This is a genomic window from Halopseudomonas pachastrellae, from assembly GCF_900114765.1.
GTDB lineage: Bacteria > Pseudomonadota > Gammaproteobacteria > Pseudomonadales > Pseudomonadaceae > Halopseudomonas > Halopseudomonas pachastrellae.
This window is the reverse complement of the sequence record NZ_FOUD01000002.1, coordinates 21,345-40,861: the sequence shown is the minus strand read 5'-3', so window position 1 is coordinate 40,861 and position 19,517 is coordinate 21,345. Positions and strand designations below refer to the sequence as shown.

Genomic DNA, 19,517 nt, shown 5'->3' with positions numbered 1-19,517 from the left:
TCGCGGCGGGGACGGCAAACCGATCCGGCCCCCAGGAGAGAGCATCATGTTCGAGAATCTTACCGAACGCCTGTCACACAGCCTGCGTGGCGTGACCGGACAGGCCAAGCTGACCGAAGAGAACATCAAGGACACCCTGCGCGAAGTGCGCATGGCGCTGCTGGAGGCCGACGTCGCGCTGCCGGTGGTCAAGACCTTTGTTGATCAGGTGCGCGAGCGCGCTGTGGGCACCGAGGTGTCGCGCAGCCTGTCGCCGGGCCAGGTCTTCGTCAAGATCGTCAAGTCCGAGCTCGAAGCGGTCATGGGGCAGTCCGAGGGGCTGAACCTCGCGGTCAGTCCGCCGGCAGTGATTCTGATGGCGGGCCTGCAGGGGGCCGGTAAAACCACCAGTGTGGGCAAGCTGGCCAAGACCCTGCGCGAGCGCGAGAAGAAAAAGGTCATGGTGGTCAGTGCCGACGTTTACCGTCCGGCGGCGATCAAGCAGCTCGAAACCCTGGCGGCAGACGTGCAGGTCGAGTTCTTCCCGTCTTCCGTTGAGCAGAAGCCGGTAGCCATTGTTGAAGCAGCGATGCGTGAGGCGAAGAACCGCTTCATGGATGTGCTGATTGTCGATACCGCCGGTCGTCTGCACGTCGATGACGAGATGATGGCCGAGATCAAGCAGGTGCATGCGGCAGCCAAGCCGGCAGAAACCCTGTTTGTGGTCGATGCCATGACCGGTCAGGATGCGGCCAACACCGCCCAGGCATTTAACGAGGCACTGCCGCTGACCGGTGTGATTCTCACCAAGGTTGATGGTGATGCCCGTGGTGGCGCGGCGCTGTCGGTACGTCATATCACCGGCAAGCCGATCAAGTTTCTCGGTATGGGCGAGAAGATCGACGCCCTCGAAGTCTTCCACCCTGACCGGGTTGCCTCGCGCATTCTGGGTATGGGCGACGTGCTCAGCCTGATCGAGCAGGCCGAGCAGAAGATCGACAAGGACAAGGCCGAGAAGCTGGCCAAGAAGCTCAAGAAGGGTAAGGGCTTCGACCTGGAAGACTTCCGTGATCAGCTGCAGCAGATGAACGCCATGGGCGGTCTCGGCTCGATGATGGAAAAGCTGCCGATGATGGGCGGCAAGATCAACGCGGCCCAGATGGAAACCGCGCAGACCGAGGCGGCCAAGCAGTTCAAGCGCATGGAGGCGATCATCAACTCGATGACCCCGGCCGAGCGCCGCAACCCCGATGTTATCAGCGGCTCACGCAAGCGCCGTATTGCAGCCGGCTCCGGCACCCAGATTCAGGATATCGGTCGTCTGCTCAAGCAGCACAAGCAGATGCAGAAGATGATGAAGAAGGTCAGCGGCAAGGGCGGCATGGCCAAGCTGATGCGCGGTATGGGTGGCATGGGCGGCGGCGGAGGCGGTGGTATGTTGCCGCCGGGCGGCGGAATGCCACGCTTTTGATTTGTAAGGTCTGTCGCCGTTTGGTGCGTTCGCAGGTGGACGCGCGAAATGGTAAGAGCCCCCAGGCGACCGGCGGTGTCGGTCGCTGCTGAAAAAAGAGTTTTCATTGGTCGTTATATTCCGTAGAATACGCGACCTTTCGGGCCCTAGGTGTATGTGCAGTACGCTGCATGCCCGTAACTGATCAAGTAGCGATACTCAAACACAGGAAACGATGTCGACATGGTAACCATTCGTCTTGCTCGTGGTGGCTCCAAGAAGCGCCCCTTCTATCATCTGACCGTTGCCAACAGCCGCAATGCGCGTGATGGCCGTTTTGTTGAGCGCGTAGGTTTCTTCAACCCGATCGCTGCTGGCGCTGAAGTACGCCTGTCGGTCAACGAAGAGCGCGTTCAGTACTGGCTGAGCCAGGGTGCACAACCGTCCGAGCGCGTTGCTGCCCTGCTGAAGGAAGCTGCTCAGGCTGCTGCCTGATATGGCTAATGCTCCAGGGCCGGCCGAGGCCCCTCGGGTTGTCCTCGGCAAGATCGTATCGGTTCATGGAGTGCGTGGGGCGGTAAAGGTGTATTCCCATACCGACCCGCTGGACAATGTGCTGGACTACGCCGAGTGGACCCTGAACCGGGGTTCCGAGCAACGCACAGTGTCTGTCCTCGGTGGCCGCGTCCAAGGGCGCGTGCTGGTGGTCAACCTGAAAGGGATTGACGACCGTAACAAGGCCGAGGAACTGATCAACTTCGAGATCAGCGTTGCAGCCGATACGCTGCCTGAGCTGGACGAAGGTGATTTTTACTGGCATCAGCTTGAGGGCCTGAAGGTCGTCAATCTGCAAGGTCAGGTGCTCGGGGCGGTGGCTCACCTGCTCGAGACCGGCTCCAACGATGTCATGGTGGTCAAGCCCTGTGCGGGCAGTATCGATCAGCGTGAACGTTTGTTGCCTTACCTGCCCGGCCAGTTTGTAGTTCAGGTCGATCTGGAGACCAAGGTCATCCAGGTAGACTGGGATGCGGAGTTCTGACCGGTGTGGGCCGGTGTAGTAACCCTGTTTCCCGAGATGTTCACGGCGCTGACCGAGTCCGGTGTTACCGGCAGGGCGGTCAAGCGGGGACAGCTGGAAGTCGCTTTCAGCAGCCCACGTGATCATGCACATGACCGGCATCGCACGGTGGATGACCGCCCCTTTGGTGGTGGCCCCGGAATGCTGATGAAGGTCGAGCCGCTGTTGGAGGCGATTGACGCCATCCGCCAGCAGGCTCCCTCCACCCCGCGGGTGATTTACCTGTCTCCGCAGGGGCAGCCTCTGACGCAAAAACGCGTCGAACAGCTGGCGCAGCTCGACAGTCTTGTACTGTTATGCGGGCGCTACGAGGGCATCGACGAGCGCATCATCGATCGCTGCGTAGATGAGGAAATCTCCATCGGGGACTATGTCCTGTCCGGTGGCGAGCTAGGAGCTATGGTGCTCCTGGACGCAGTAACCCGCCTGATTCCCGGCGTACTGGGGCATGCGGATTCTGCGGTAGAAGATTCCTTTTCGGCGGGATGGCTCGATTGCCCACATTACACCCGACCGGAAGAATTTGATGGGCAGCGCGTTCCGGAGGTGCTGCTCAGTGGTAACCATGAACGTATCCGGCGCTGGCGCCTCAAACAGTCTTTGGGTCGAACCTGGCAACGTCGGCCAGAGTTGCTTGAAGACCTGGAGTTGAGCAAAGAACAGCAACAGCTGTTGGCGGAATACATCCGCGAGCAGGCAACCGATAACCATTGAAACAGGTCCGACGGCCTGTGCAGGAGAAGCAAGATGTCCAATATTATTGCCCAGCTTGAAGCTGAACAGATGTCCAAGGAAGTACCGGCGTTCGCCCCTGGCGACACCGTTATTGTCCAGGTCAAGGTTAAGGAAGGTGAGCGCTCCCGTCTGCAGGCCTTCGAAGGCGTGGTTATCGGTAAGCGTAACCGTGGTCTGAACTCCGCTTTCACCGTTCGCAAGATCTCCAGCGGTGTTGGCGTTGAGCGTACTTTCCAGACCTACTCTCCGCTGATCGACAGCATCTCTGTCAAGCGTCGCGGTGACGTTCGCAAGGCCAAGCTGTACTACCTGCGTGCTCTGTCTGGTAAGGCAGCTCGCATCAAGGAAAAGCTGTCCTGATCGGATCGCTTGCCAGCAAAAAAGCAGCCTCAGGGCTGCTTTTTTGTGCCCGAGTGTTTTTAATGGGCGCACCTTCTGAAATCACAGGTTAGCTCCATGAGTGATGGTGCACCGCCGGCGCCCAGTGCTGCGCAGCAGCAGTTGATCGACCAGTTTCTCGACAGCCTGTGGCTGGAGAAGGGGCTGTCGCAGCATACCCGCAATGCCTATCGCACCGACTTGCGCAGTCTGGCTGGCTGGCTCGAGGGCCGTGGCGGCGGCTTGCAGCGAGCGAGTCGCGCGGACCTGATGGCCTATCTGGGCTGGCGTCTGGCGGCGGGCTATCAGGCGCGCTCCAGTGCCCGCATGCTGTCCTGTGTGCGCAGTTTCTACCGCTACCTGCTGCGCCAACAGCTGATCAGCGAGGATCCTACGCGTGATGTGGCCATGCCCAAGCTGGGCCGGCCGCTGCCCAAGTCGCTGAGCGAAGCCGATGTCGAACGCCTGCTGGCCGCGCCGGACACCGAGGACAGTCTGGGGCTGCGTGACCGATGCATGCTGGAAGTGCTGTACGCCACCGGGCTGCGGGTCAGCGAGCTGGTCGGCTTGCGGCTGGATCAGCTTAACTTGCGTCAGGGCGTGGTGCGGGTGACCGGCAAGGGCAGCAAGGAGCGCCTGGTGCCGCTTGGCGAGGAGGCGATGAACTGGCTGGAGCAGTACCTGCATTCGGCCCGCGTCCAGTTGCTGGCCGGCAAGCCGGCCGATGTGTTGTTTCCCAGTCGGCTGGGCCAGATGATGACGCGCCAGACCTTCTGGCACCGTATCAAGCAGCATGCCCTGACGGCGGGGATTCGCAGCAACCTCTCGCCGCACACGCTGCGTCACGCCTTCGCCACGCATTTGCTCAACCATGGCGCCGATTTGCGGGTGGTGCAGATGCTGCTGGGGCACAGTGATCTATCGACCACACAGATCTATACCCACATTGCCCGGCAGCGGCTGCACGACCTGCACGCCCAGCACCATCCCCGTGGATGACGGTATTAAGGAAGCACTGATTAATTCCGCATGCCCTCTGGCGTTCAGGCTGGGCTGCAATCAAGGCGTGATTTCGAAGGCATGTCGGGACCTGTCGAGAAATCACAACGCAGAGTGCGGCCCAGCCTGAACGCCCCGCAGGGCGAGCACTCAAGCATGCATCTGCTGCGTTGCGCTGCTTGCCAATAGAACCACTATTGGCTGCACAGCGCGCCTTGCATCTGCACGCTTGAGCACTCGCAGAGGGCGTGTGGAATTGATCAGTGCTTCCTTAATCAGTGCTCGCGTTATTCGTGGTAAGCTTGGCGGTCTTCAAAAGGAGCGGACTATGCGACTGAAACTCGGCCTTGCCGCTATGCTGGCGCTGGCAGCGACACCGGTCATGGCTAACCCCGATCAGGCGATTCGGGATGCCCTCACGCAACTGAATTTCGATGTGCCGGTCAAGGCGGTCAGCGCCTCGCCGATAGAAGGACTGTACATGGTCGAGCTGGAGAGCGGGCGTGTGCTGTATGCCACCGCTGACGGCAAGTATTTCGTCCAGGGCGCACTGATCGAGGTGAACGACGGTCAGCCGCGCAACCTCACCTCCATTGCTGAAGCACGCAATATTGGCGCCGTGATCAACGATCTGCCGCAGCAGGAGCTGATCGTCTTTGCTCCCGAGCAGCCGAAGACGCACATCACTGTATTCACCGACGTGGATTGCGGCTATTGCCGCAAGCTGCACGCCGAGATTGACGAGCTGAACGAGCTGGGCATTGAGGTGCGCTACGCTGCCTTCCCGCGGGGCGGTATGCAGTCACGGGCTGCCAGCGTTATGCAGTCGGTCTGGTGCGCAGAAGACCCGAAGGCCGCGCTCACCGCTGCCAAGCAGGGTAAGGATGTGGACGACGCCAGCTGTACCAACCCGGTCGCACGTCAGTTTGCCCTTGGGCAGCAGGTCGGGGTGCAGGGTACCCCGGCGATCTTTCTGGCCAACGGCGTGATGATCCCTGGCTATCAGCCTGCGGCGCAGCTGGCGGCCATTGCGCTGGAGAATCAGCAGTAAACCCGGTGGTGACGCGCTCGCCACCGTTTTCATGTAATCGATTAACAACCAGGTAGGGACCAAAGTTTGAAACCGGTCAAAGTAGGTATTTGTGGTTTGGGCACCGTTGGCGGTGGCACCTTCAATGTTCTGCAGCGCAACGCGACGGAGATTGCCCGGCGTGCTGGGCGTGGCATTGAGGTAGCCCAGATTGCAACCCGGCACCCCAACCCGGCCTGCAACCTGGGCATGACCCCGGTGACCGACGATGTATTCGAACTGGTCAACAACCCGGAAATCGACATCATCGTCGAGCTGATTGGCGGCTACACCCTGGCCAAGGATGTAGTCCTCAAGGCCATCGAGAACGGCAAGCACGTGGTTACCGCCAACAAGGCGCTGATTGCCGTGCACGGCAACGAGATCTTCTCCGCAGCCAGCGCCAAGGGCGTGATGGTGGCGTTCGAAGCGTCAGTTGCCGGCGGTATCCCGATCATCAAGGCCCTGCGTGAAGGCCTGGCAGCCAACCAGATAGACTGGGTTGCGGGCATCATCAACGGCACCGGCAACTTCATCCTGACCGAGATGCGCGACAAGGGCCGTACCTTTGAAGACGTGCTGGCCGAAGCGCAGGCGCTGGGTTACGCAGAAGCCGATCCGACCTTTGACGTTGAAGGTATCGACGCGGCGCACAAGCTGACCATCCTGGCGTCCATCGCTTTTGGTATTCCGCTGCAATTCGACAAGGCCTACACCGAAGGCATCACCAAGCTGACCACTGCTGACGTGAACTACGCCGAGGCGCTGGGCTACCGCATCAAGCATCTGGGCGTGGCGCGCCGCACCGAGAATGGCGTAGAGCTGCGCGTACACCCGACGCTGATCCCCTCCGACCGCCTGATTGCCAACGTTAACGGTGTGATGAACGCCGTTATGGTGCAGGGCGATGCTGTTGGTCCGACCCTGTATTACGGCGCTGGTGCCGGCTCGGAGCCGACTGCTTCGGCCGTTGTAGCTGATGTTATCGACGTGGTCCGCACTCTGACCACCGACCCGACCAACCGCGTGCCGCACCTGGCCTTCCAGGCTGACGCGCTGTCTGATCTGCCGGTGCTGCCGGTCGACGAGGTCAACACCGCCTATTACCTGCGCCTGCACGCCCAGGATCGCCCCGGCGTGCTGGCCAAGGTTGCCAGCATCCTGTCCGAGCGCGGCATCAACATCGAATCCATCATGCAGAAGGATGTGGAAGAGCAGGACGGCCTGGTGCCGATGATTCTGCTGACCCACCGCGTGCGCGAACAGGACATGAACGACGCCATCGCCGCTCTGGAAGCACTGGACGACATCGCCGGCCCGCTGATGCGGATTCGCGTGGAACAACTGGACTAAAACCGAGCTGAAAGCTGAAAGCTGAAAGCTGAAAGCAGTCCGCTTCAAGCTTCAAGCTTCAAGCTTCAAGCCAAAACCTGAAGGGTTTTGTAATGCGCTATATCAGTACCCGTGGCCAGGCTCCGGCCCTGAATTTTGAAGATGTTCTGCTGGCCGGTCTGGCTTCTGACGGTGGTCTGTACGTCCCTGAGAATCTGCCGCGTTTTACCCAAGAGCAGATTGCGTCCTGGGCCGGTCTGCCGTACCACGAGCTGGCGTTCAACGTCATGCGTCCGTTTGTTACCGGTAGCATTCCGGATGCTGACTTCAAACAGATTCTGCAAGACACCTACGGCGTCTTTGAGCACAAGGCGGTTGCCCCGTTGCGTCAGCTGGACAGCAACGAGTGGGTGATGGAGCTGTTCCACGGCCCGACCCTGGCGTTCAAGGACTTTGCCCTGCAGCTGCTGGGTCGCCTGCTCGACTACTTCCTGGTCAAGCGCGGCGAGCGCGTGGTCATCATGGGCGCGACCTCCGGTGACACCGGCTCGGCGGCTATTGAAGGCTGCAAGGCTTGCGAGAATGTCGACATCTTCATCATGCACCCGCACAACCGGGTGTCCGAGGTGCAGCGTCGCCAGATGACCAGCATCCTTGGCGACAACATCCATAACATTGCCATCGAAGGTAACTTCGACGACTGCCAGGAGATGGTCAAGGCCAGCTTCGCCGATCAGGGCTTCCTCAAGGGCACCCGTCTGGTTGCGGTCAACTCGATCAACTGGGCGCGCATCATGGCGCAGATCGTCTACTACTTCCACGCGGCCCTGCAGCTCGGCGGCCCGGCGCGCTCCATGGCGTTCTCGGTACCCACCGGCAACTTCGGCGACATCTTCGCCGGTTACCTGGCGCGCAACATGGGCCTGCCGATCAGTCAGCTGATTGTTGCCACCAACCGCAACGACATCCTGCACCGCTTCATGAGCGGCAACCAGTACGACAAGGACACCCTGCACCCGTCGCTGTCGCCGTCGATGGACATTATGGTGTCGTCCAACTTCGAGCGTCTGCTGTTTGACCTGCACGGTCGCAACGGTCGTCTGGTGTCCGAGCTGATGGACGCCTTCAAGGTCAGCGGCAAGCTGTCTGTTGAAGACGACCGCTGGACCGAGGCTCGCAAGCTGTTCGATTCGCTGGCCGTTGACGACGAAGGCACCTGCGCGACCATCGCCGAGGTGTTTGAGCAATGTGGCGAAGTACTGGACCCGCACACCGCCATTGGCGTGCGTGCAGCCCGCGAGTGCCGTCGTTCGTTGTCGACTCCGATGATTACCCTGGGCACCGCTCATCCGGTCAAGTTCCCGGATGCGGTTCGCCAGGCGGGCGTGGGTGAGGCGCTGCATCTGCCTGCGCACCTGAGCGATCTGTTTGAGCGCGAAGAGCGTATGACCGTGCTGGCGAACAGCCTGGCTGATGTGCAGGGCTTTGTTGCCGCTCACGGCAATCGTGGCAAGCCGCTCTAAACTGAGCTGCTGACACAACAACGGCGCCCTTGGGCGCCGTTGTTGTTTGTGTTTACTCGACCCGGGTCAGGGTCACATCAATGTTGCCGCGGGTGGCGTTGGAGTAGGGGCAGACCTGGTGGGCGCGCTCGATCAGCTGCTCGGCTTGCTCGTCGTTCATGCCGGGCAGGCTGATGCGCAGTTCGACTTCAATGCCGAAGCCCTGCGGAATCTGGCCAATGCCGACCACACCTTCAACCGACGTGTCAGCCGGCATCGGCAGTTTGTCGCGACCGGCGACGAACTTCATCGCACCAATGAAGCAAGCTGAGTAGCCTGCGGCAAACAGCTGTTCGGGGTTGGTGCCCTGGCCGCCGGCGCCGCCCAGTTCCTTCGGTGTGGTCAATTCAACATCCAGTACACCGTCGGAGGAGATGGCGCGACCGTCACGGCCGCCGGTGGCTTCTGCATAGGCGCGGTACACAACGTTTTCGATGCTCATATTGATTCTCCAGCTTAGAGTTAAGTTGCACACAATCTAGTTGCTAACTGTAGGTGCTAATTAAGTTGTGCGCAATCTATTTTGCAATTCAGGCGGTGAGCGGTGGTCGTTTGGTACGCGAAGCCCCGTGCCGGCATTGGCCAAGGGGTGCCCTCTCCAGCTGCGGCGGCCTTGTTGTGGGCGGTGCATTTCAGTCGGACAGGGGGAGGCAGCTTGTCAGCGATCTCAGCGGTGCTGGCGTGAAGCATGCGGGCAAGCTGTGCGAGGCGACGCTGCACACAACAACAGCGCCGACGGGCGCTGTTGTTGTGTGTCTGATCGGGCCGTCAACGGCGCATAGGTGTTACCGCGGCTGGACTTAGGTGGTGGCGAATCAGTCCCACTGGGATTTGGAATAGCTGAATACCGGTAGCGACAGTTTCCAGCGAATCGCCGCCATTCTCAGCAGTAAGCCCACGCTGAAGGCGGCCAGTAGGGTGACGCTTTCGCTTGCACCCTGATGCAGCAGGGCGAGATAGAGCAGCGCAACAACCAGGGAGACGCTGGCGTAGAGTTCGTGGCGCAACACCTGGGGCATTCGGTTGCACATGATGTCGCGGATAATGCCGCCGAAAATGCCGGTGATGATGCCGGCCATAACCACTACAACCGTGTCGTAGCCCAGCCTGAGCGCGACATTGCAGCCAATGACGGTGAAGGCGACAAGGCCGATGGCATCCAGTACCAGGAAAAGCTGGTGGAGGTGGCGCATGAAGCGCGCCAGCACGATGGTTGCCAGGCCGCCGGTAATGGTGATGTAGATGTAAAGCGGATGTTGAGTCCAGGTGATCGGGAAGTTGCCGAGCAGAATGTCCCGAACGGTGCCACCGCCCAGGGCGGTTAAAAAGGCGATGACGGCGACACCGAAGAAGTCCATGTTGCGTCTGCCCGCGGCAAGTGCTCCGGACATGGCTTCGGCGGTAATGGCAATCATATAGACAGAGGTCAGCACACAGTTCTCCTGCGTTTGCGTAGCCTCTCCCCCTGTCCTTGATACCTGAGAGTTTACAGGGTCATGCCCTGCTTGCCCCTTCGGTGGGCTGCTGTGCAGCCTCTCTCCAGACGGCGTTAATCGTTTCCACAGTGCTTGTGCCTGAGCGTTTATGGGAGTTTGCGCCTTCGGCGGGGCTGAGCCCTCTCTCCTGCGGGGTGGCGATTGTACCTCTGTAATGGCTGCAGGTGTTGTGTCGTTAGCTGATTCTGATCGATGGTCGCTTAACTGGTTGCGCCGGTTGTGTAGGGGAGCACCGGGCGGCGGCTCTCGGGTTATACTCCCGCCGCCGCGCCAGTTTCCCTTGCCGTTCCGTTACTCCGTCTTTGATTGGTGCAATCGAAATGGCCCAGGGCACGCGGGTGAGTGAAACGGGGACAGACCCTAGGAGTCCGAATGCCCTATCTTGTTGCGGTAACGCTGTTATGGGCTGTGTCTTTCAGTCTGATCGGGGAGTATCTGGCAGGGCAGGTCGACAGCTATTTTGCCGTGCTGACGCGCGCCATGCTGGCTGGATTGCTGTTCCTGCCGCTGTTGCGCCTGCGTCTGCTGCCGCGCCCGGTGGTGCCGGGGCTGCTGGTGGTGGGGGCCTTGCAGTTTGGCGTTACCTACATCTGCCTTTATCAATCCTTCGAGTACATCTCTGTGCCCGAGGTGCTACTGTTCACCATTTTTACGCCGCTGCACGTTGCGCTGATTGATGACCTGTTGAACCGGCGTTTCAGTCTGGGCCCGCTGGTGGCGGCCGCGATTGCGGTGGTCGGCGCGGGCATCATTCGGTACGACGGTTTGAGCGACAACTTTATTCGCGGCTTTCTGATTCTGCAGTTGGCCAACTTCACCTTCGCCGCCGGGCAGGTCGGCTACGCCCATCTGGTGCGTCGTTATGAGCTAACCTCGACCCAGCAGTGGCGCGGCTTCGGCTTGTTTTTCATCGGCGCACTGCTGGTGATGCTGCCGGCCTGGCTGCTGCTGGGCAATCCGGAACGGCTGCCGCACACCACGCTGCAGTGGTCGGTGCTGGCCTGGCTCGGGCTGGTCGCCTCTGGATTGGGCTTTCTGTTCTGGAATCGCGGCGCCGCGCAGGTGGACGCCGGCACCCTTGGCATCATGAACAACGCGCTGGTGCCGGCGGGCCTTTTGGTCAACCTGCTGATCTGGAACCGTGAGGCGGACTTGCTGCGTCTGGCTGCCGGCTCGGTGGTGCTTGGCCTGTCTCTCTGGGTCAACGCGCGCTGGCCGCACTGGTTCGCGCGGCCGGCACAGAGCTGATCAGAGCGGCCCGGCGAAGGTGTCGCAGGCGGTGATGTCGCCGCTGTCGAAGCCGCGCTTGAACCACTTCACCCGCTGCGCCGAGGTGCCGTGGGTGAAGCTGTCGGGCACCACATCCTGCCCGGCGCGGCGCTGCAGACGGTCATCACCGATTGCGCTGGCGGCGGTAAGCGCCTCATCCAGATCGTCCGGGTCGAGCATCTGCCGCTGGGTATTGGCGGCGTGGCCCCAGAGCCCGGCAAAGCAGTCTGCCTGCAGTTCCTGGCGTACCGACAGTGCGTTTACCTCGGCCTGGCTGCGGCCGGCGCCGGCCTGACGTACCTTCTGGCTGATACCCAGCAGCGTTTGTACATGGTGGCCGACCTCATGGGCCACCACGTAGGCCTGAGCGAAGTCCCCGGGGGCACCCAGCTGCTGTTTCATGTCATTGAAAAAGGACAGGTCCAGGTAGACCTGCTGGTCGCCCGGGCAGTAGAACGGGCCGACTGCGGAGCTGGCGGTACCACAGGCAGATTGCACGCGGTTGGAGAACAGTACCAGCGTGGGTTCCTGATACTGCCGGCCGATGCTCTGGAATATCTGGTGCCAGGTGGTTTCGGTGTCGGCCAGAACCACGCTGACAAACTCGCTCAGCTCCTGCTCGGCGGGCGACAGTGGGCGCTGACTTTGCTGGCTCACGGTTTGTCCGCCGCCCAGCAGCAACGGCAATAAATCTATCCCGAGCATCTTGCCGCCCAGCACCACGAGCACGCCGATACCCAGTATCCAGCGCCCGGTGCGCGTACCCAGCAGCATGGGAATAAAGCGCAGCAACAGAGCACCGCCTGCGCCGGCACTGGCGATGTTGTCGCCGCGACGATCCTCGATATTGCTGCTGCGCCGTCTGCCTCGCCAGTCCATTTCAATTCCCTTGTTGTGCTGTCAGACGTCCAGGTGGCGTCTGCCGTAGACCTTGATGAACAAGCGTATGATACGCCGCTTGCAGTGACCTTTGCGTTTTTCCAGCCGCTCGGCAAGCGCCTCGCTCTCCTGGTCCGGTGCCAGTGTTTGCAACTGCGCCTCCAGGTTGCACAAGTCCTGCAGCTGGCCCAGCTGTTCGCCCAGCCGGGCCAGCGTCTGCATCTCGCTGCTCGCGGGCAGTCTGCTGTCGTGCAACTGCTCCAGCTGGTAGAGGTAGTACTTGGTCCATTTGCGGCAACGGTGAAAGAGCGCGTCCTGGTCACTATTGCAGGCGCGGCGCGCCAGCGAGCGTGCGCGTTTACGGGTGCGTGCCAGCCCGGCTGCCCAGGCGTCGCGCCTGCCGCTGTCGCAGTGGGGCCAGTCGCTCAGGATAGCCGCAAAGGCGGCGATGATGCGCTCGTTGTCGGCAGCGACGAGGCTGTGGTTGCCTGATGATTGCAGCAGCTGGCTGTTCAGCGCCGGGCTGAGCGGGCGTTCGAGGTCCCGGGCCAGCTGGCTGATCAACTGCTGTTGCACATGCAGGTCGCGGCGCCCGGCCAGTGATTTGGCGATCAGTCTAATCTGCTGATCCAGCTGACGCAGGCGTTGATGGCCAGTGTACGGCCGATAGAGCTGCAGCAGGGCGCGCAGCCGTTTGCAGCACACGCGCAGTTGGTGGATGGTGTCGGCATCGAGCGGGCTGCCGCTGACAACCGGCAGCAGGGCAAGGCGCACGCGTTGGCGGGCGGCCAGATACAGCGGATCAGCGTCGGGTTTTAGTGTCATCAGCCGAGTGTAGGACAGCCACTGCGGCGCGGGAAGAGCCCGGGCTCAGCCAAATGCCGCCATGACGCTGTCCTTGAGTTCGGCCCGGCAGGCGAGGCCCAGGTGGCGATGGCGCAGCGTTTCCGGCACCAGGCCCTTCAGGGAGTGGCTATCAACGGTCGGGCTCAGCAGGTCGATGTCGTCGCTGACGGCCATGACGGTTGCCCCCTGCCGGTGCTGCACCAGACTCAGGGCTAGGTCTTCGGTATCCACCTGAATACTGGCGTGCTCGGCGAGGTCGGGCAGGCGCTCCAGAAAGGCCGCGCGCAGCTCGCAGTCGAGCCGGTCGATCCACGGATAGCGGATGGCCTGCTCCAGCTCAAGGGGCTGGTTGAGCGACCAGCCGCGCGGCAGCAGCAGGCGGTATTCCTGTTCCAGCAGCGCGATAAAGTGATAGCCGTCCGGCACCTGCCGTTCACTCAGCAGCCACAGGTCCGCCGTTTGCGTGGGCTGGGTGCGCACATGCAGGCGATAGTCCTGCAGTCTGCCTGCGGTCAGCTGCAGCAGGTAGCCGCTGTCGCGGCTGGCTAGGCTGGAGTCGATGCCGACCGGCAGCCTTGGGCGCTCCACGCGCTTGAAGCGTTGTTCCATCTCGCCGGCGCTACCGAGCAGGCGCGCTGCTTCCTGGTAGAAGGCTTCGCCCTCGGGCGTCAGAGTGACGCCCTTCTTGCTGCGACCGAACAGGCGCAGGGCAAACTCCTGCTCCAGTTGGGCAACGGCGTTGGAGATGGACGGCTGGGCGACGTGGCAGCGTTCGGCGGCTGCGGTCAGGCTGCCGGCTTCAGCGGCGGCGCAGAAGTAGCGCAGGCTGCGCAGGTCCATGGTTACTCCTCAAAGTGGGGGAAATGCGCCAGACCTGCGGCCACCACTTCATCGTGCGCGGGCACGATCAGCAGGTCCGGGTCTCGCTGGTGCAGCTCGTGGATACGCTTGAGTTGTTCACTGTTGCGCTCACGGTCGCTGTCGACATGGGATATCCACTGCACGAACACCGGGCGCGGTTTGTTCTGCTCAACGCCGCGCTCGGTCCAGCTGGTATCGCCAATCAGGAACAGGCGCTTACCGGAGGGCAGGTTGACGAACATGCCGACTTGCCCGGCGGTGTGGCCGCTCAGATCAACCAGCACCAGCGTGCCGTCAGCGAACAGGTCGAGACTACGATCGAAGCCGTTATAGGACGCGTTGTCGAGTTCTATCTGCCGCCACTCGCGTTCGCCTTCCAGCTGTTCGGCGAGAAAGGCGGGCGGCTCGCCATGGGTTTTGGCTTCCTCCAGTGCGCCGGGCAGGATCAGTACCGGCAAGCCGGGAAAGTCCGGCAGGCCGCCCAGGTGATCCCAGTGCAGGTGGCTGGGGAGGATGAAATCGATATCGCTGGCCTGATAGCCCGCTGCTTCCAGCTGATCACGCGCGGGGTTCAGGTTCTCGTAGGCAAGCAGTGTGCGGTTGAGCCAGTTGTTGCGGGCGAAGGCCTCGGCGGTCTCATGACCCAGGCCGGTGTCGAACAGAAAGCGCCCCTGCGGATGTTCTATCAGTACCGCCGCATGCAGCAGATGACGCTGCGTACCCCAGCGCCCCCCGCTGACCACCATGGCCTCGGCGGCGCCGCTGGAGCTGGCGGTTGGGATCACGGACAGACGCAGCTGGTCGACGGCCGGTGCGGCGCTTAACAGGCTGCTGCAGGCGAGTAGCAGGGGGGCGGCAAACAGGGCAAGGGGCTTCATGGGATGGCTCCGATTGGGTGAGGGCCCACTGTGGCATCCGCTGAAGAATAGATTAAATATTCTTTATTGTTGGCTGTGTGATAAAAAAGTTATGGAAGGGGGCGGCTGTGGCCGCCCCCGGCTGGGTTGCTCAAGCCTCGGCGCTGCTGTTGCCGCGCAGGCGGGCCAGCACGCTGTTGGCGTCGGTTTTGCCGGTAGCGATGCCGGCACGTTGCAGGCGTTGATCCAGGGCGCTGCCGTCGTCTTCATCCTGCAGCTGCTGCAGGGCGGCGCCAACGTCGCTGGCGTTGTCCTGGCGCTGGCGAATGCGCTCCAGTGAGCTGGCCAGGTCGCCCATGTGCGCCTGCAGACCGCGGGTCTGGTGGCCCAGATTGCCCATCAGGCGCTCGGCGCTGCGGTTGGCGCGGGCCAGTTGCAGCTCGCGGCGGTATTGCTGGTGCAGCGCTGCGGCGCGGCGCAGTTGCTCACGCAGCGTTGCCTCCTGGCGCTCCAACTGCGCGGCGTGTTGGCGTTGCTGCTGTAGCTCGTTCTCCTGCGCGGCGATCCATTCGGCCAGTTCGTAAGCCAGCCCGGACTCGTCGCGCTCCAGCGCCTGGCGAGCCTGTTCTTCTCGCTGATGTAACTCGTCGCTGAGCTGCTGGTTGCTGCGCTGCAGCTGCTTGATGGTCGCCATCAGGCCGGCCAGCTCACGCTTGGCCAGCAGCATGGCGTTTTCGGTGTCGCGCAGTTCCTGCTCCATGATGCGCAGGGCGTTGGCGTCGACCAGTTGCTCAAGCGGTTCTTGCGCGCTGGCGCGGAACAGGGTGCCTACCTTTCTCCAGAGTGTCATGGCGGTTACTCCGTATATTCTTTCAGCAGTTGCTGGGCGCGGGCTTCAGACAGACGGTTATGGATGCGCTTTCCTTCGTGTTCGTCCCGCATGGTTTTTGACAGGGTGATGGTGGTGCTGACCAGAAACAGCGCACAAACCGACATGTAGCCTTTGACCAGCAGGTCGGTGGGCGAGAAGATGACGCCCGCGCCGGTCGCCAGCAGGGCAATTGCAAAAGATGCCTTGACGAAGAAAATCCAGCCTGAGGAGTTGCTGTTGATCTCGTTATCCATGGTGTTGCCTCCAGCGTGAGTGGCAGTCGCACAGGGTGTGGCTGCGTCTGGAGCGGACTGTGCACTGGCCTGATTGGCGGCGCCAGCGTTACCGAAAAGGTTGCGCGGAAGGTGGCTTAAGGTATTACATGGCGATACTTTCTGGGGTTGGAAGCCGTCGCATTGGCGGTCGTTTTCGGTAAAGGTATTGTCATATGGCGCAGACCGCTGCGATTGTTTCGGCGCTCAAAAACGCATTGAAGGAGCAGGGCATCACCTATCTTCAGGTCGCCGAGGCGCTGGACTTGTCGGAGGCGAGTGTTAAGCGGCTGTTCTCCGAGCGGCAGTTTTCGCTGCAGCGGCTGGATCAAATCTGCTCATTGCTGGGGTTGGAGATCAGCGACCTGGTGCGGCGGCTGGACCAGGCCCAGCGCATCGACGCCCTGACCGCTGAGCAGGAGCAGGAGCTGGTGGGCGATGACCGGCTGTTGCTGGTGGCAATCTGCGCACTGAACCGCTGGAGCCTGGCGCAGATACTGGAGACCTATCAGCTCAGTGAGGTGGAAGCGGTCGGGCGGCTGGCGCGGCTGGATCGCATGGGGCTGATCGAGCTGCTGCCGGGCAACCGCATCAAACCGCTGATCAGCCATGACTTTCGCTGGCAGCAGCATGGGCCGATTCAGCGCTTTTTCGAGCAGCAGGTGCAGGCCGATTTCTTTCAATGCCATTTCAACTTGCCGGGTGAACTGCGCCTGTTTCTCAGCGGCATGCTCTCGCCGCAGTCTACCGAGCAGATGCATCAGAAGTTGCAGCGCCTGGCCCAGGCATTTCGCCACAGTCATCAGGAGGATCTGGTATTGCCGCTGGAGCAGCGCTTTGGCGTCAGTATGATCCTTGCCATTCGGCCCTGGGAGGTGGCAGCGTTTCAGCAGCTGCGCCGCCCTGAAGCGGCCAAGTACTACCCTGGACACAAACTAACGGGAGAGGTGGGATGAACCTGCTGACTGATATTGCGGCAGCGGCCCTGGCGTCCATTCCGCTGCTGCTGACGCTCGGGCTGGTGACGCTGGTGCTGGCGCTGGCGCATTTTTTGTTGATTCGGCGCAATCGCGACCTGGGCAACGAGCGGCTGTTTTCACGCCAGTTGATCATGCTGGCGCTGACCCTGATTGGCCTGGTTGCCGTGATTCTGGCCTTGCCGGTCAGCGAGGGCGCACGCAATCAGATTATCGCGCTACTGGGGTTGTTGATCTCTGGTGTCTTTGCCTTCTCGTCTTCCAATATCTTCGCCAACCTGGCAGCGGGTGTGCTGATGCGCATGACCCGGCCCTTTGTGCTGGGCGACTTTATCTCCGTGGGTGAGCACTTTGGGCGGGTGGCCGAGCGGGGGCTGTTTGATACCGAGATCCAGTCTGAAAGCGGCGAGCTGATTGCCCTGCCCAACAGCTATCTGACCAGTCGCCCTATTGCCACCCTGCGCAGCGACGGGGCGCTGGTGTCGGCAGAGCTGTCGCTGGGTTACGACGCTCATCACGCCGATATCGAGCCGCTGCTGCTTGCCGCAGCCAAGGCCAGTGGCCTGCAGGATGCCTTTGTGCAATTGCTGGAGTTGGGCAACTTTGCCATCAGCTACCGCGTATCCGGGGTGTTGCCCGAAGCGCGCGGCCTGATTACGGCGCGCTCAACCTTGTACAAGGCGATTCTCGACGGCTTGCACGGCGCCGGTATCGAGATCATGTCGCCCACCATCATGAATCAACGCCCGGTGCCTGCTGAGCAGGTATTTATTCCGGCGGGTGGCGGGTATCGTCAGCGCCGCGCGCAGGCCGCTGAGGCCGAAGCTGTGCTGTTCGACAAGGCCGAGCTGGCGCAGCAACTGGCCGAGCGCAAGGCGCAGCTGTCTGAGCAGGCGCGAGCGCTGGAAGAGGAGGCCAAAGGCGCTGATGCTGAACGCAAGGCGGCTATCAAAGCGCAGTTGGAGCGTATGCGCGAGCAGCGGCGGGAGCTCGATGCGATGACGGAGTCGGGTGGCGAAGCGGCTGGGGCAGGGCAGGCAGGGCGCTCCTGAGGAGCGCCCGCGCAGATCAGAACTCGGCGTTGTGGAAGATGTTCTGCACGTCGTCGAGGTCGTTCAGCATGTCGGTGAACTTCTCGAACATGGCCACATCATCACCGCTGATCTCGGTGGTGGTTTGCGGTACAAACTGGATCAGGTCGGCTTCAAAATCCACCTCGCCAAAGGTATCAATCAACGCCTGCTTGGCCTTGAAGTACTCGGTGTGCGGGGCAAATACGGTGATCAGGCCGTCTTCGTTCTCGATGTCGGTCACGTCGACATCGGCCATCATCAGCGCTTCCAACGTGGCTTCTTCGTCTTCACCCTTGAACGCCAGAATGGCGCAGTGATCGAACATGTGGCTGACGCTGCCCTCGGTGCCGATCTTGCTCTTGGTTTTGGTGAAGCAGTTGCGCACGTCGGCGAAGGTGCGGTTCGGGTTATCGGTCAGGCAGTCAACGATGACCATGCAGTTGCCGGGGCCAAAGCCTTCGTAACGCGCCTTGGAGAAATCCTCACCGCCACCGCCCTTGGCCTTGTCGATGGCCTTGTCGATCACGTGGCCGGGTACCTGGTCTTTCTTGGCACGGTCAATCAGGCCGCGCAGGGCCAGGTTACCATCGGGATCAAAACCACCGGACTTGGCGGTGACGTAGATCTCCCGCGCGTACTTGCTGTACAGCTTGGTTTTGGCGTCGGCCGTTTTGGCCATGGATTCCTTGCGGTTTTGATAAGCGCGACCCATCTGCGAGTGTCCTGTCGATATGTCGAAAAACAGCGATTCTACCCGCACTTGGCGGCGGATATCCACGCCTGAGGCCGGTAAGGCTGACGAACGTACGGCCGCCGGACAGGGGGCTTGCCGTCGGCGTATGATGAGGCTTTTTACCGGGGGAGCCAGCGCGTGATTTCCAGACTGCCATCCTGGGTTGAGGCCGGCGCATTCAGCCTTGCGCTGATGGCCGGTGTGGTTAATGCGGTGGGCCTGTTGGGCTTTAGCCATCAGGCGGTTTCACACCTGACCGGTACCTCGACCCTGCTGGGCGCCGGGCTGACGCAGTTGCCGGCAGCCGAGCTGCTGCACCTGCTGCTGGTGCTGCTGAGCTTTGTCGCCGGGGCTGCCTTCAGCGGTCTGTTTATCGGTAGCAGCGCCTTGCAGCCGGGCCGGCGCTATGGGGTGGCGCTGGTGTTGGAGGCGTTGTTGCTGGTGCTTGCCATGCTGGCATTGCAGGCTGCCAGCCTGAGTGGGCACTACCTTGCGTCCGCGGCCTGCGGGCTGCAGAACGCGATGGTGACCACCTACAGCGGTGCGATCATCCGTACCACCCACGTTTCGGGCATCTTTACGGACTTGGGCGTAATGCTGGGAGCTCGCCTGCGAGGAGTGCCCCTGGATCGGCGCAAAGCCAGGCTGTTTCTGTTGCTGATCAGCGGCTTTATTCTGGGCGGCACCCTGGGGGCGCTTGGCTTTGCCCGTTGGCAGTTTCAGGCACTGTTGCTGCCTGCGTGCATGGCCTTGGCGCTGGCCGGGTTGTATCAGTTGTGGCTGCGACGTCAGGGCGTGTAA

The 19,517-nt window shown here is 61.6% G+C and carries 22 protein-coding genes and 1 riboswitch; of the genes, 13 read left to right on the top strand and 9 right to left on the bottom strand.

Translation table 11 applies throughout. The features are described from left to right. Positions 1–46 precede the first annotated feature (46 nt). The 9 genes from ffh (at position 47) to thrC (ending at position 8,543) form a co-directional block, all read left to right on the top strand. Positions 47–1,450 (top strand): signal recognition particle protein, encoded by a 1,404-nt coding sequence (gene ffh, locus BM116_RS01840; RefSeq protein WP_083727970.1) that lies wholly within the window; start codon positions 47–49, stop codon positions 1,448–1,450. Between the two features lie 222 nt (positions 1,451–1,672). Next, positions 1,673–1,924, top strand: coding sequence for a 30S ribosomal protein S16 (gene rpsP / locus BM116_RS01835; protein ID WP_083727971.1), 252 nt, complete (start codon positions 1,673–1,675; stop codon positions 1,922–1,924). A gap of 1 nt (position 1,925) precedes the next feature. Next, positions 1,926–2,468 carry a ribosome maturation factor RimM gene (gene rimM / locus BM116_RS01830; RefSeq protein WP_083727972.1) on the top strand — a complete coding sequence of 181 codons (543 nt, stop codon included), beginning with the start codon at positions 1,926–1,928 and terminating at the stop codon, positions 2,466–2,468. 3 nt (positions 2,469–2,471) lie between these two features. Continuing rightward, positions 2,472–3,221 (top strand): tRNA (guanosine(37)-N1)-methyltransferase TrmD, encoded by a 750-nt coding sequence (gene trmD, locus BM116_RS01825; RefSeq protein WP_083727973.1) that lies wholly within the window; start codon positions 2,472–2,474, stop codon positions 3,219–3,221. Positions 3,222–3,254: 33 nt separating this feature from the next. Continuing rightward, the gene (gene rplS, locus BM116_RS01820) at positions 3,255–3,602 is read left to right on the top strand and encodes a 50S ribosomal protein L19 (protein ID WP_083727974.1); all 348 of its coding nucleotides are present in this window, start codon (positions 3,255–3,257) and stop codon (positions 3,600–3,602) included. Between the two features lie 96 nt (positions 3,603–3,698). Further along, the gene (gene xerD, locus BM116_RS01815; RefSeq protein WP_083727975.1) at positions 3,699–4,619 is read left to right on the top strand and encodes a site-specific tyrosine recombinase XerD; all 921 of its coding nucleotides are present in this window, start codon (positions 3,699–3,701) and stop codon (positions 4,617–4,619) included. A gap of 328 nt (positions 4,620–4,947) precedes the next feature. After that, positions 4,948–5,670, top strand: a complete 723-nt coding sequence (gene dsbC, locus BM116_RS01810; protein ID WP_083727976.1) for a bifunctional protein-disulfide isomerase/oxidoreductase DsbC — start codon at positions 4,948–4,950, stop codon at positions 5,668–5,670. 66 nt (positions 5,671–5,736) lie between these two features. Beyond that, positions 5,737–7,041, top strand: coding sequence for a homoserine dehydrogenase (locus BM116_RS01805; RefSeq protein WP_083727977.1), 1,305 nt, complete (start codon positions 5,737–5,739; stop codon positions 7,039–7,041). Between the two features lie 92 nt (positions 7,042–7,133). Next, positions 7,134–8,543, top strand: a complete 1,410-nt coding sequence (gene thrC, locus BM116_RS01800; protein WP_083727978.1) for a threonine synthase — start codon at positions 7,134–7,136, stop codon at positions 8,541–8,543. A 52-nt stretch (positions 8,544–8,595) separates the two neighbouring features. Here the strand turns inward: thrC and BM116_RS01795 are convergent, their stop codons facing one another. Both BM116_RS01795 and BM116_RS01790 read right to left on the bottom strand, forming a co-directional pair. Beyond that, complete coding sequence (locus tag BM116_RS01795; protein ID WP_083727979.1) at positions 8,596–9,024, bottom strand: organic hydroperoxide resistance protein; 429 nt, start codon at positions 9,022–9,024, stop codon at positions 8,596–8,598. A 373-nt stretch (positions 9,025–9,397) separates the two neighbouring features. After that, a complete protein-coding gene (locus BM116_RS01790; RefSeq protein ID WP_083727980.1) occupies positions 9,398–10,015 on the bottom strand; it encodes a trimeric intracellular cation channel family protein in 618 nt (205 codons plus the stop codon). 22 nt (positions 10,016–10,037) lie between these two features. Then, positions 10,038–10,135: riboswitch (glycine riboswitch) on the bottom strand. A gap of 315 nt (positions 10,136–10,450) precedes the next feature. Between BM116_RS01790 and BM116_RS01785 the strand changes: the two genes are divergently transcribed. Then, entirely contained in the window at positions 10,451–11,326 is an 876-nt protein-coding gene (locus tag BM116_RS01785; RefSeq protein ID WP_083727981.1) for a carboxylate/amino acid/amine transporter, read from the top strand. Here the strand turns inward: BM116_RS01785 and ypfJ are convergent, their stop codons facing one another. The 6 genes from ypfJ to BM116_RS01755 form a co-directional block, all read right to left on the bottom strand. Next, positions 11,327–12,226, bottom strand: a complete 900-nt coding sequence (gene ypfJ / locus BM116_RS01780; protein ID WP_083727982.1) for a KPN_02809 family neutral zinc metallopeptidase — start codon at positions 12,224–12,226, stop codon at positions 11,327–11,329. A gap of 21 nt (positions 12,227–12,247) precedes the next feature. Beyond that, complete coding sequence (locus BM116_RS01775) at positions 12,248–13,051, bottom strand: CHAD domain-containing protein (protein WP_083727983.1); 804 nt, start codon at positions 13,049–13,051, stop codon at positions 12,248–12,250. 45 nt (positions 13,052–13,096) lie between these two features. Next, entirely contained in the window at positions 13,097–13,912 is an 816-nt protein-coding gene (locus tag BM116_RS01770) for a LysR family transcriptional regulator (RefSeq protein ID WP_083727984.1), read from the bottom strand. A 2-nt stretch (positions 13,913–13,914) separates the two neighbouring features. Further along, complete coding sequence (locus tag BM116_RS01765; protein WP_083727985.1) at positions 13,915–14,811, bottom strand: MBL fold metallo-hydrolase; 897 nt, start codon at positions 14,809–14,811, stop codon at positions 13,915–13,917. A 130-nt stretch (positions 14,812–14,941) separates the two neighbouring features. Then, positions 14,942–15,640 (bottom strand): PspA/IM30 family protein, encoded by a 699-nt coding sequence (locus tag BM116_RS01760; protein ID WP_083727986.1) that lies wholly within the window; start codon positions 15,638–15,640, stop codon positions 14,942–14,944. 5 nt (positions 15,641–15,645) lie between these two features. After that, the gene (locus BM116_RS01755; protein ID WP_083727987.1) at positions 15,646–15,915 is read right to left on the bottom strand and encodes a YiaA/YiaB family inner membrane protein; all 270 of its coding nucleotides are present in this window, start codon (positions 15,913–15,915) and stop codon (positions 15,646–15,648) included. A gap of 194 nt (positions 15,916–16,109) precedes the next feature. On the opposite strand from BM116_RS01755, the gene BM116_RS01750 reads away from it, so the two are divergent. Continuing rightward, positions 16,110–16,889, top strand: coding sequence for a helix-turn-helix domain-containing protein (locus BM116_RS01750; RefSeq protein WP_083727988.1), 780 nt, complete (start codon positions 16,110–16,112; stop codon positions 16,887–16,889). Further along, entirely contained in the window at positions 16,886–17,962 is a 1,077-nt protein-coding gene (locus BM116_RS01745; RefSeq protein ID WP_083727989.1) for a mechanosensitive ion channel domain-containing protein, read from the top strand. The genes BM116_RS01750 and BM116_RS01745 overlap by 4 nt, the downstream gene beginning before the upstream one ends. Before the next feature lie 16 nt (positions 17,963–17,978). Here BM116_RS01745 and BM116_RS01740 read toward each other — a convergent pair whose 3' ends face one another. Further along, positions 17,979–18,695: a YebC/PmpR family DNA-binding transcriptional regulator gene (locus tag BM116_RS01740; protein WP_083727990.1), complete on the bottom strand. Its 717-nt coding sequence runs from the start codon at positions 18,693–18,695 to the stop codon at positions 17,979–17,981. A 159-nt stretch (positions 18,696–18,854) separates the two neighbouring features. Between BM116_RS01740 and BM116_RS01735 the strand changes: the two genes are divergently transcribed. Then, on the top strand, positions 18,855–19,517 hold the full coding sequence (locus BM116_RS01735; RefSeq protein WP_083727991.1) for a YoaK family protein: 663 nt from the start codon (positions 18,855–18,857) through the stop codon (positions 19,515–19,517).

Excerpts from the sequence above, each read along its gene's own strand:
- BM116_RS01775 (WP_083727983.1), bottom strand. The coding sequence starts at position 13,051 with ATGACACTAAAACCCGACGCTGATCCGCTGTATCTGGCCGCCCGCCAA.
- BM116_RS01765 (WP_083727985.1), bottom strand. The coding sequence starts at position 14,811 with ATGAAGCCCCTTGCCCTGTTTGCCGCCCCCCTGCTACTCGCCTGCAGC.
- ypfJ (WP_083727982.1), bottom strand. The coding sequence starts at position 12,226 with ATGGACTGGCGAGGCAGACGGCGCAGCAGCAATATCGAGGATCGTCGC.
- ffh (WP_083727970.1), top strand. The coding sequence starts at position 47 with ATGTTCGAGAATCTTACCGAACGCCTGTCACACAGCCTGCGTGGCGTG.
- BM116_RS01750 (WP_083727988.1), top strand. The coding sequence starts at position 16,110 with ATGGCGCAGACCGCTGCGATTGTTTCGGCGCTCAAAAACGCATTGAAG.
- BM116_RS01785 (WP_083727981.1), top strand. The coding sequence starts at position 10,451 with ATGCCCTATCTTGTTGCGGTAACGCTGTTATGGGCTGTGTCTTTCAGT.
- xerD (WP_083727975.1), top strand. The coding sequence starts at position 3,699 with ATGAGTGATGGTGCACCGCCGGCGCCCAGTGCTGCGCAGCAGCAGTTG.
- rplS (WP_083727974.1), top strand. The coding sequence starts at position 3,255 with ATGTCCAATATTATTGCCCAGCTTGAAGCTGAACAGATGTCCAAGGAA.
- thrC (WP_083727978.1), top strand. The coding sequence starts at position 7,134 with ATGCGCTATATCAGTACCCGTGGCCAGGCTCCGGCCCTGAATTTTGAA.
- rpsP (WP_083727971.1), top strand. The coding sequence starts at position 1,673 with ATGGTAACCATTCGTCTTGCTCGTGGTGGCTCCAAGAAGCGCCCCTTC.
- BM116_RS01740 (WP_083727990.1), bottom strand. The coding sequence starts at position 18,695 with ATGGGTCGCGCTTATCAAAACCGCAAGGAATCCATGGCCAAAACGGCC.
- BM116_RS01770 (WP_083727984.1), bottom strand. The coding sequence starts at position 13,912 with ATGGACCTGCGCAGCCTGCGCTACTTCTGCGCCGCCGCTGAAGCCGGC.
- BM116_RS01745 (WP_083727989.1), top strand. The coding sequence starts at position 16,886 with ATGAACCTGCTGACTGATATTGCGGCAGCGGCCCTGGCGTCCATTCCG.
- rimM (WP_083727972.1), top strand. The coding sequence starts at position 1,926 with ATGGCTAATGCTCCAGGGCCGGCCGAGGCCCCTCGGGTTGTCCTCGGC.
- dsbC (WP_083727976.1), top strand. The coding sequence starts at position 4,948 with ATGCGACTGAAACTCGGCCTTGCCGCTATGCTGGCGCTGGCAGCGACA.
- BM116_RS01795 (WP_083727979.1), bottom strand. The coding sequence starts at position 9,024 with ATGAGCATCGAAAACGTTGTGTACCGCGCCTATGCAGAAGCCACCGGC.
- BM116_RS01755 (WP_083727987.1), bottom strand. The coding sequence starts at position 15,915 with ATGGATAACGAGATCAACAGCAACTCCTCAGGCTGGATTTTCTTCGTC.
- BM116_RS01760 (WP_083727986.1), bottom strand. The coding sequence starts at position 15,640 with ATGACACTCTGGAGAAAGGTAGGCACCCTGTTCCGCGCCAGCGCGCAA.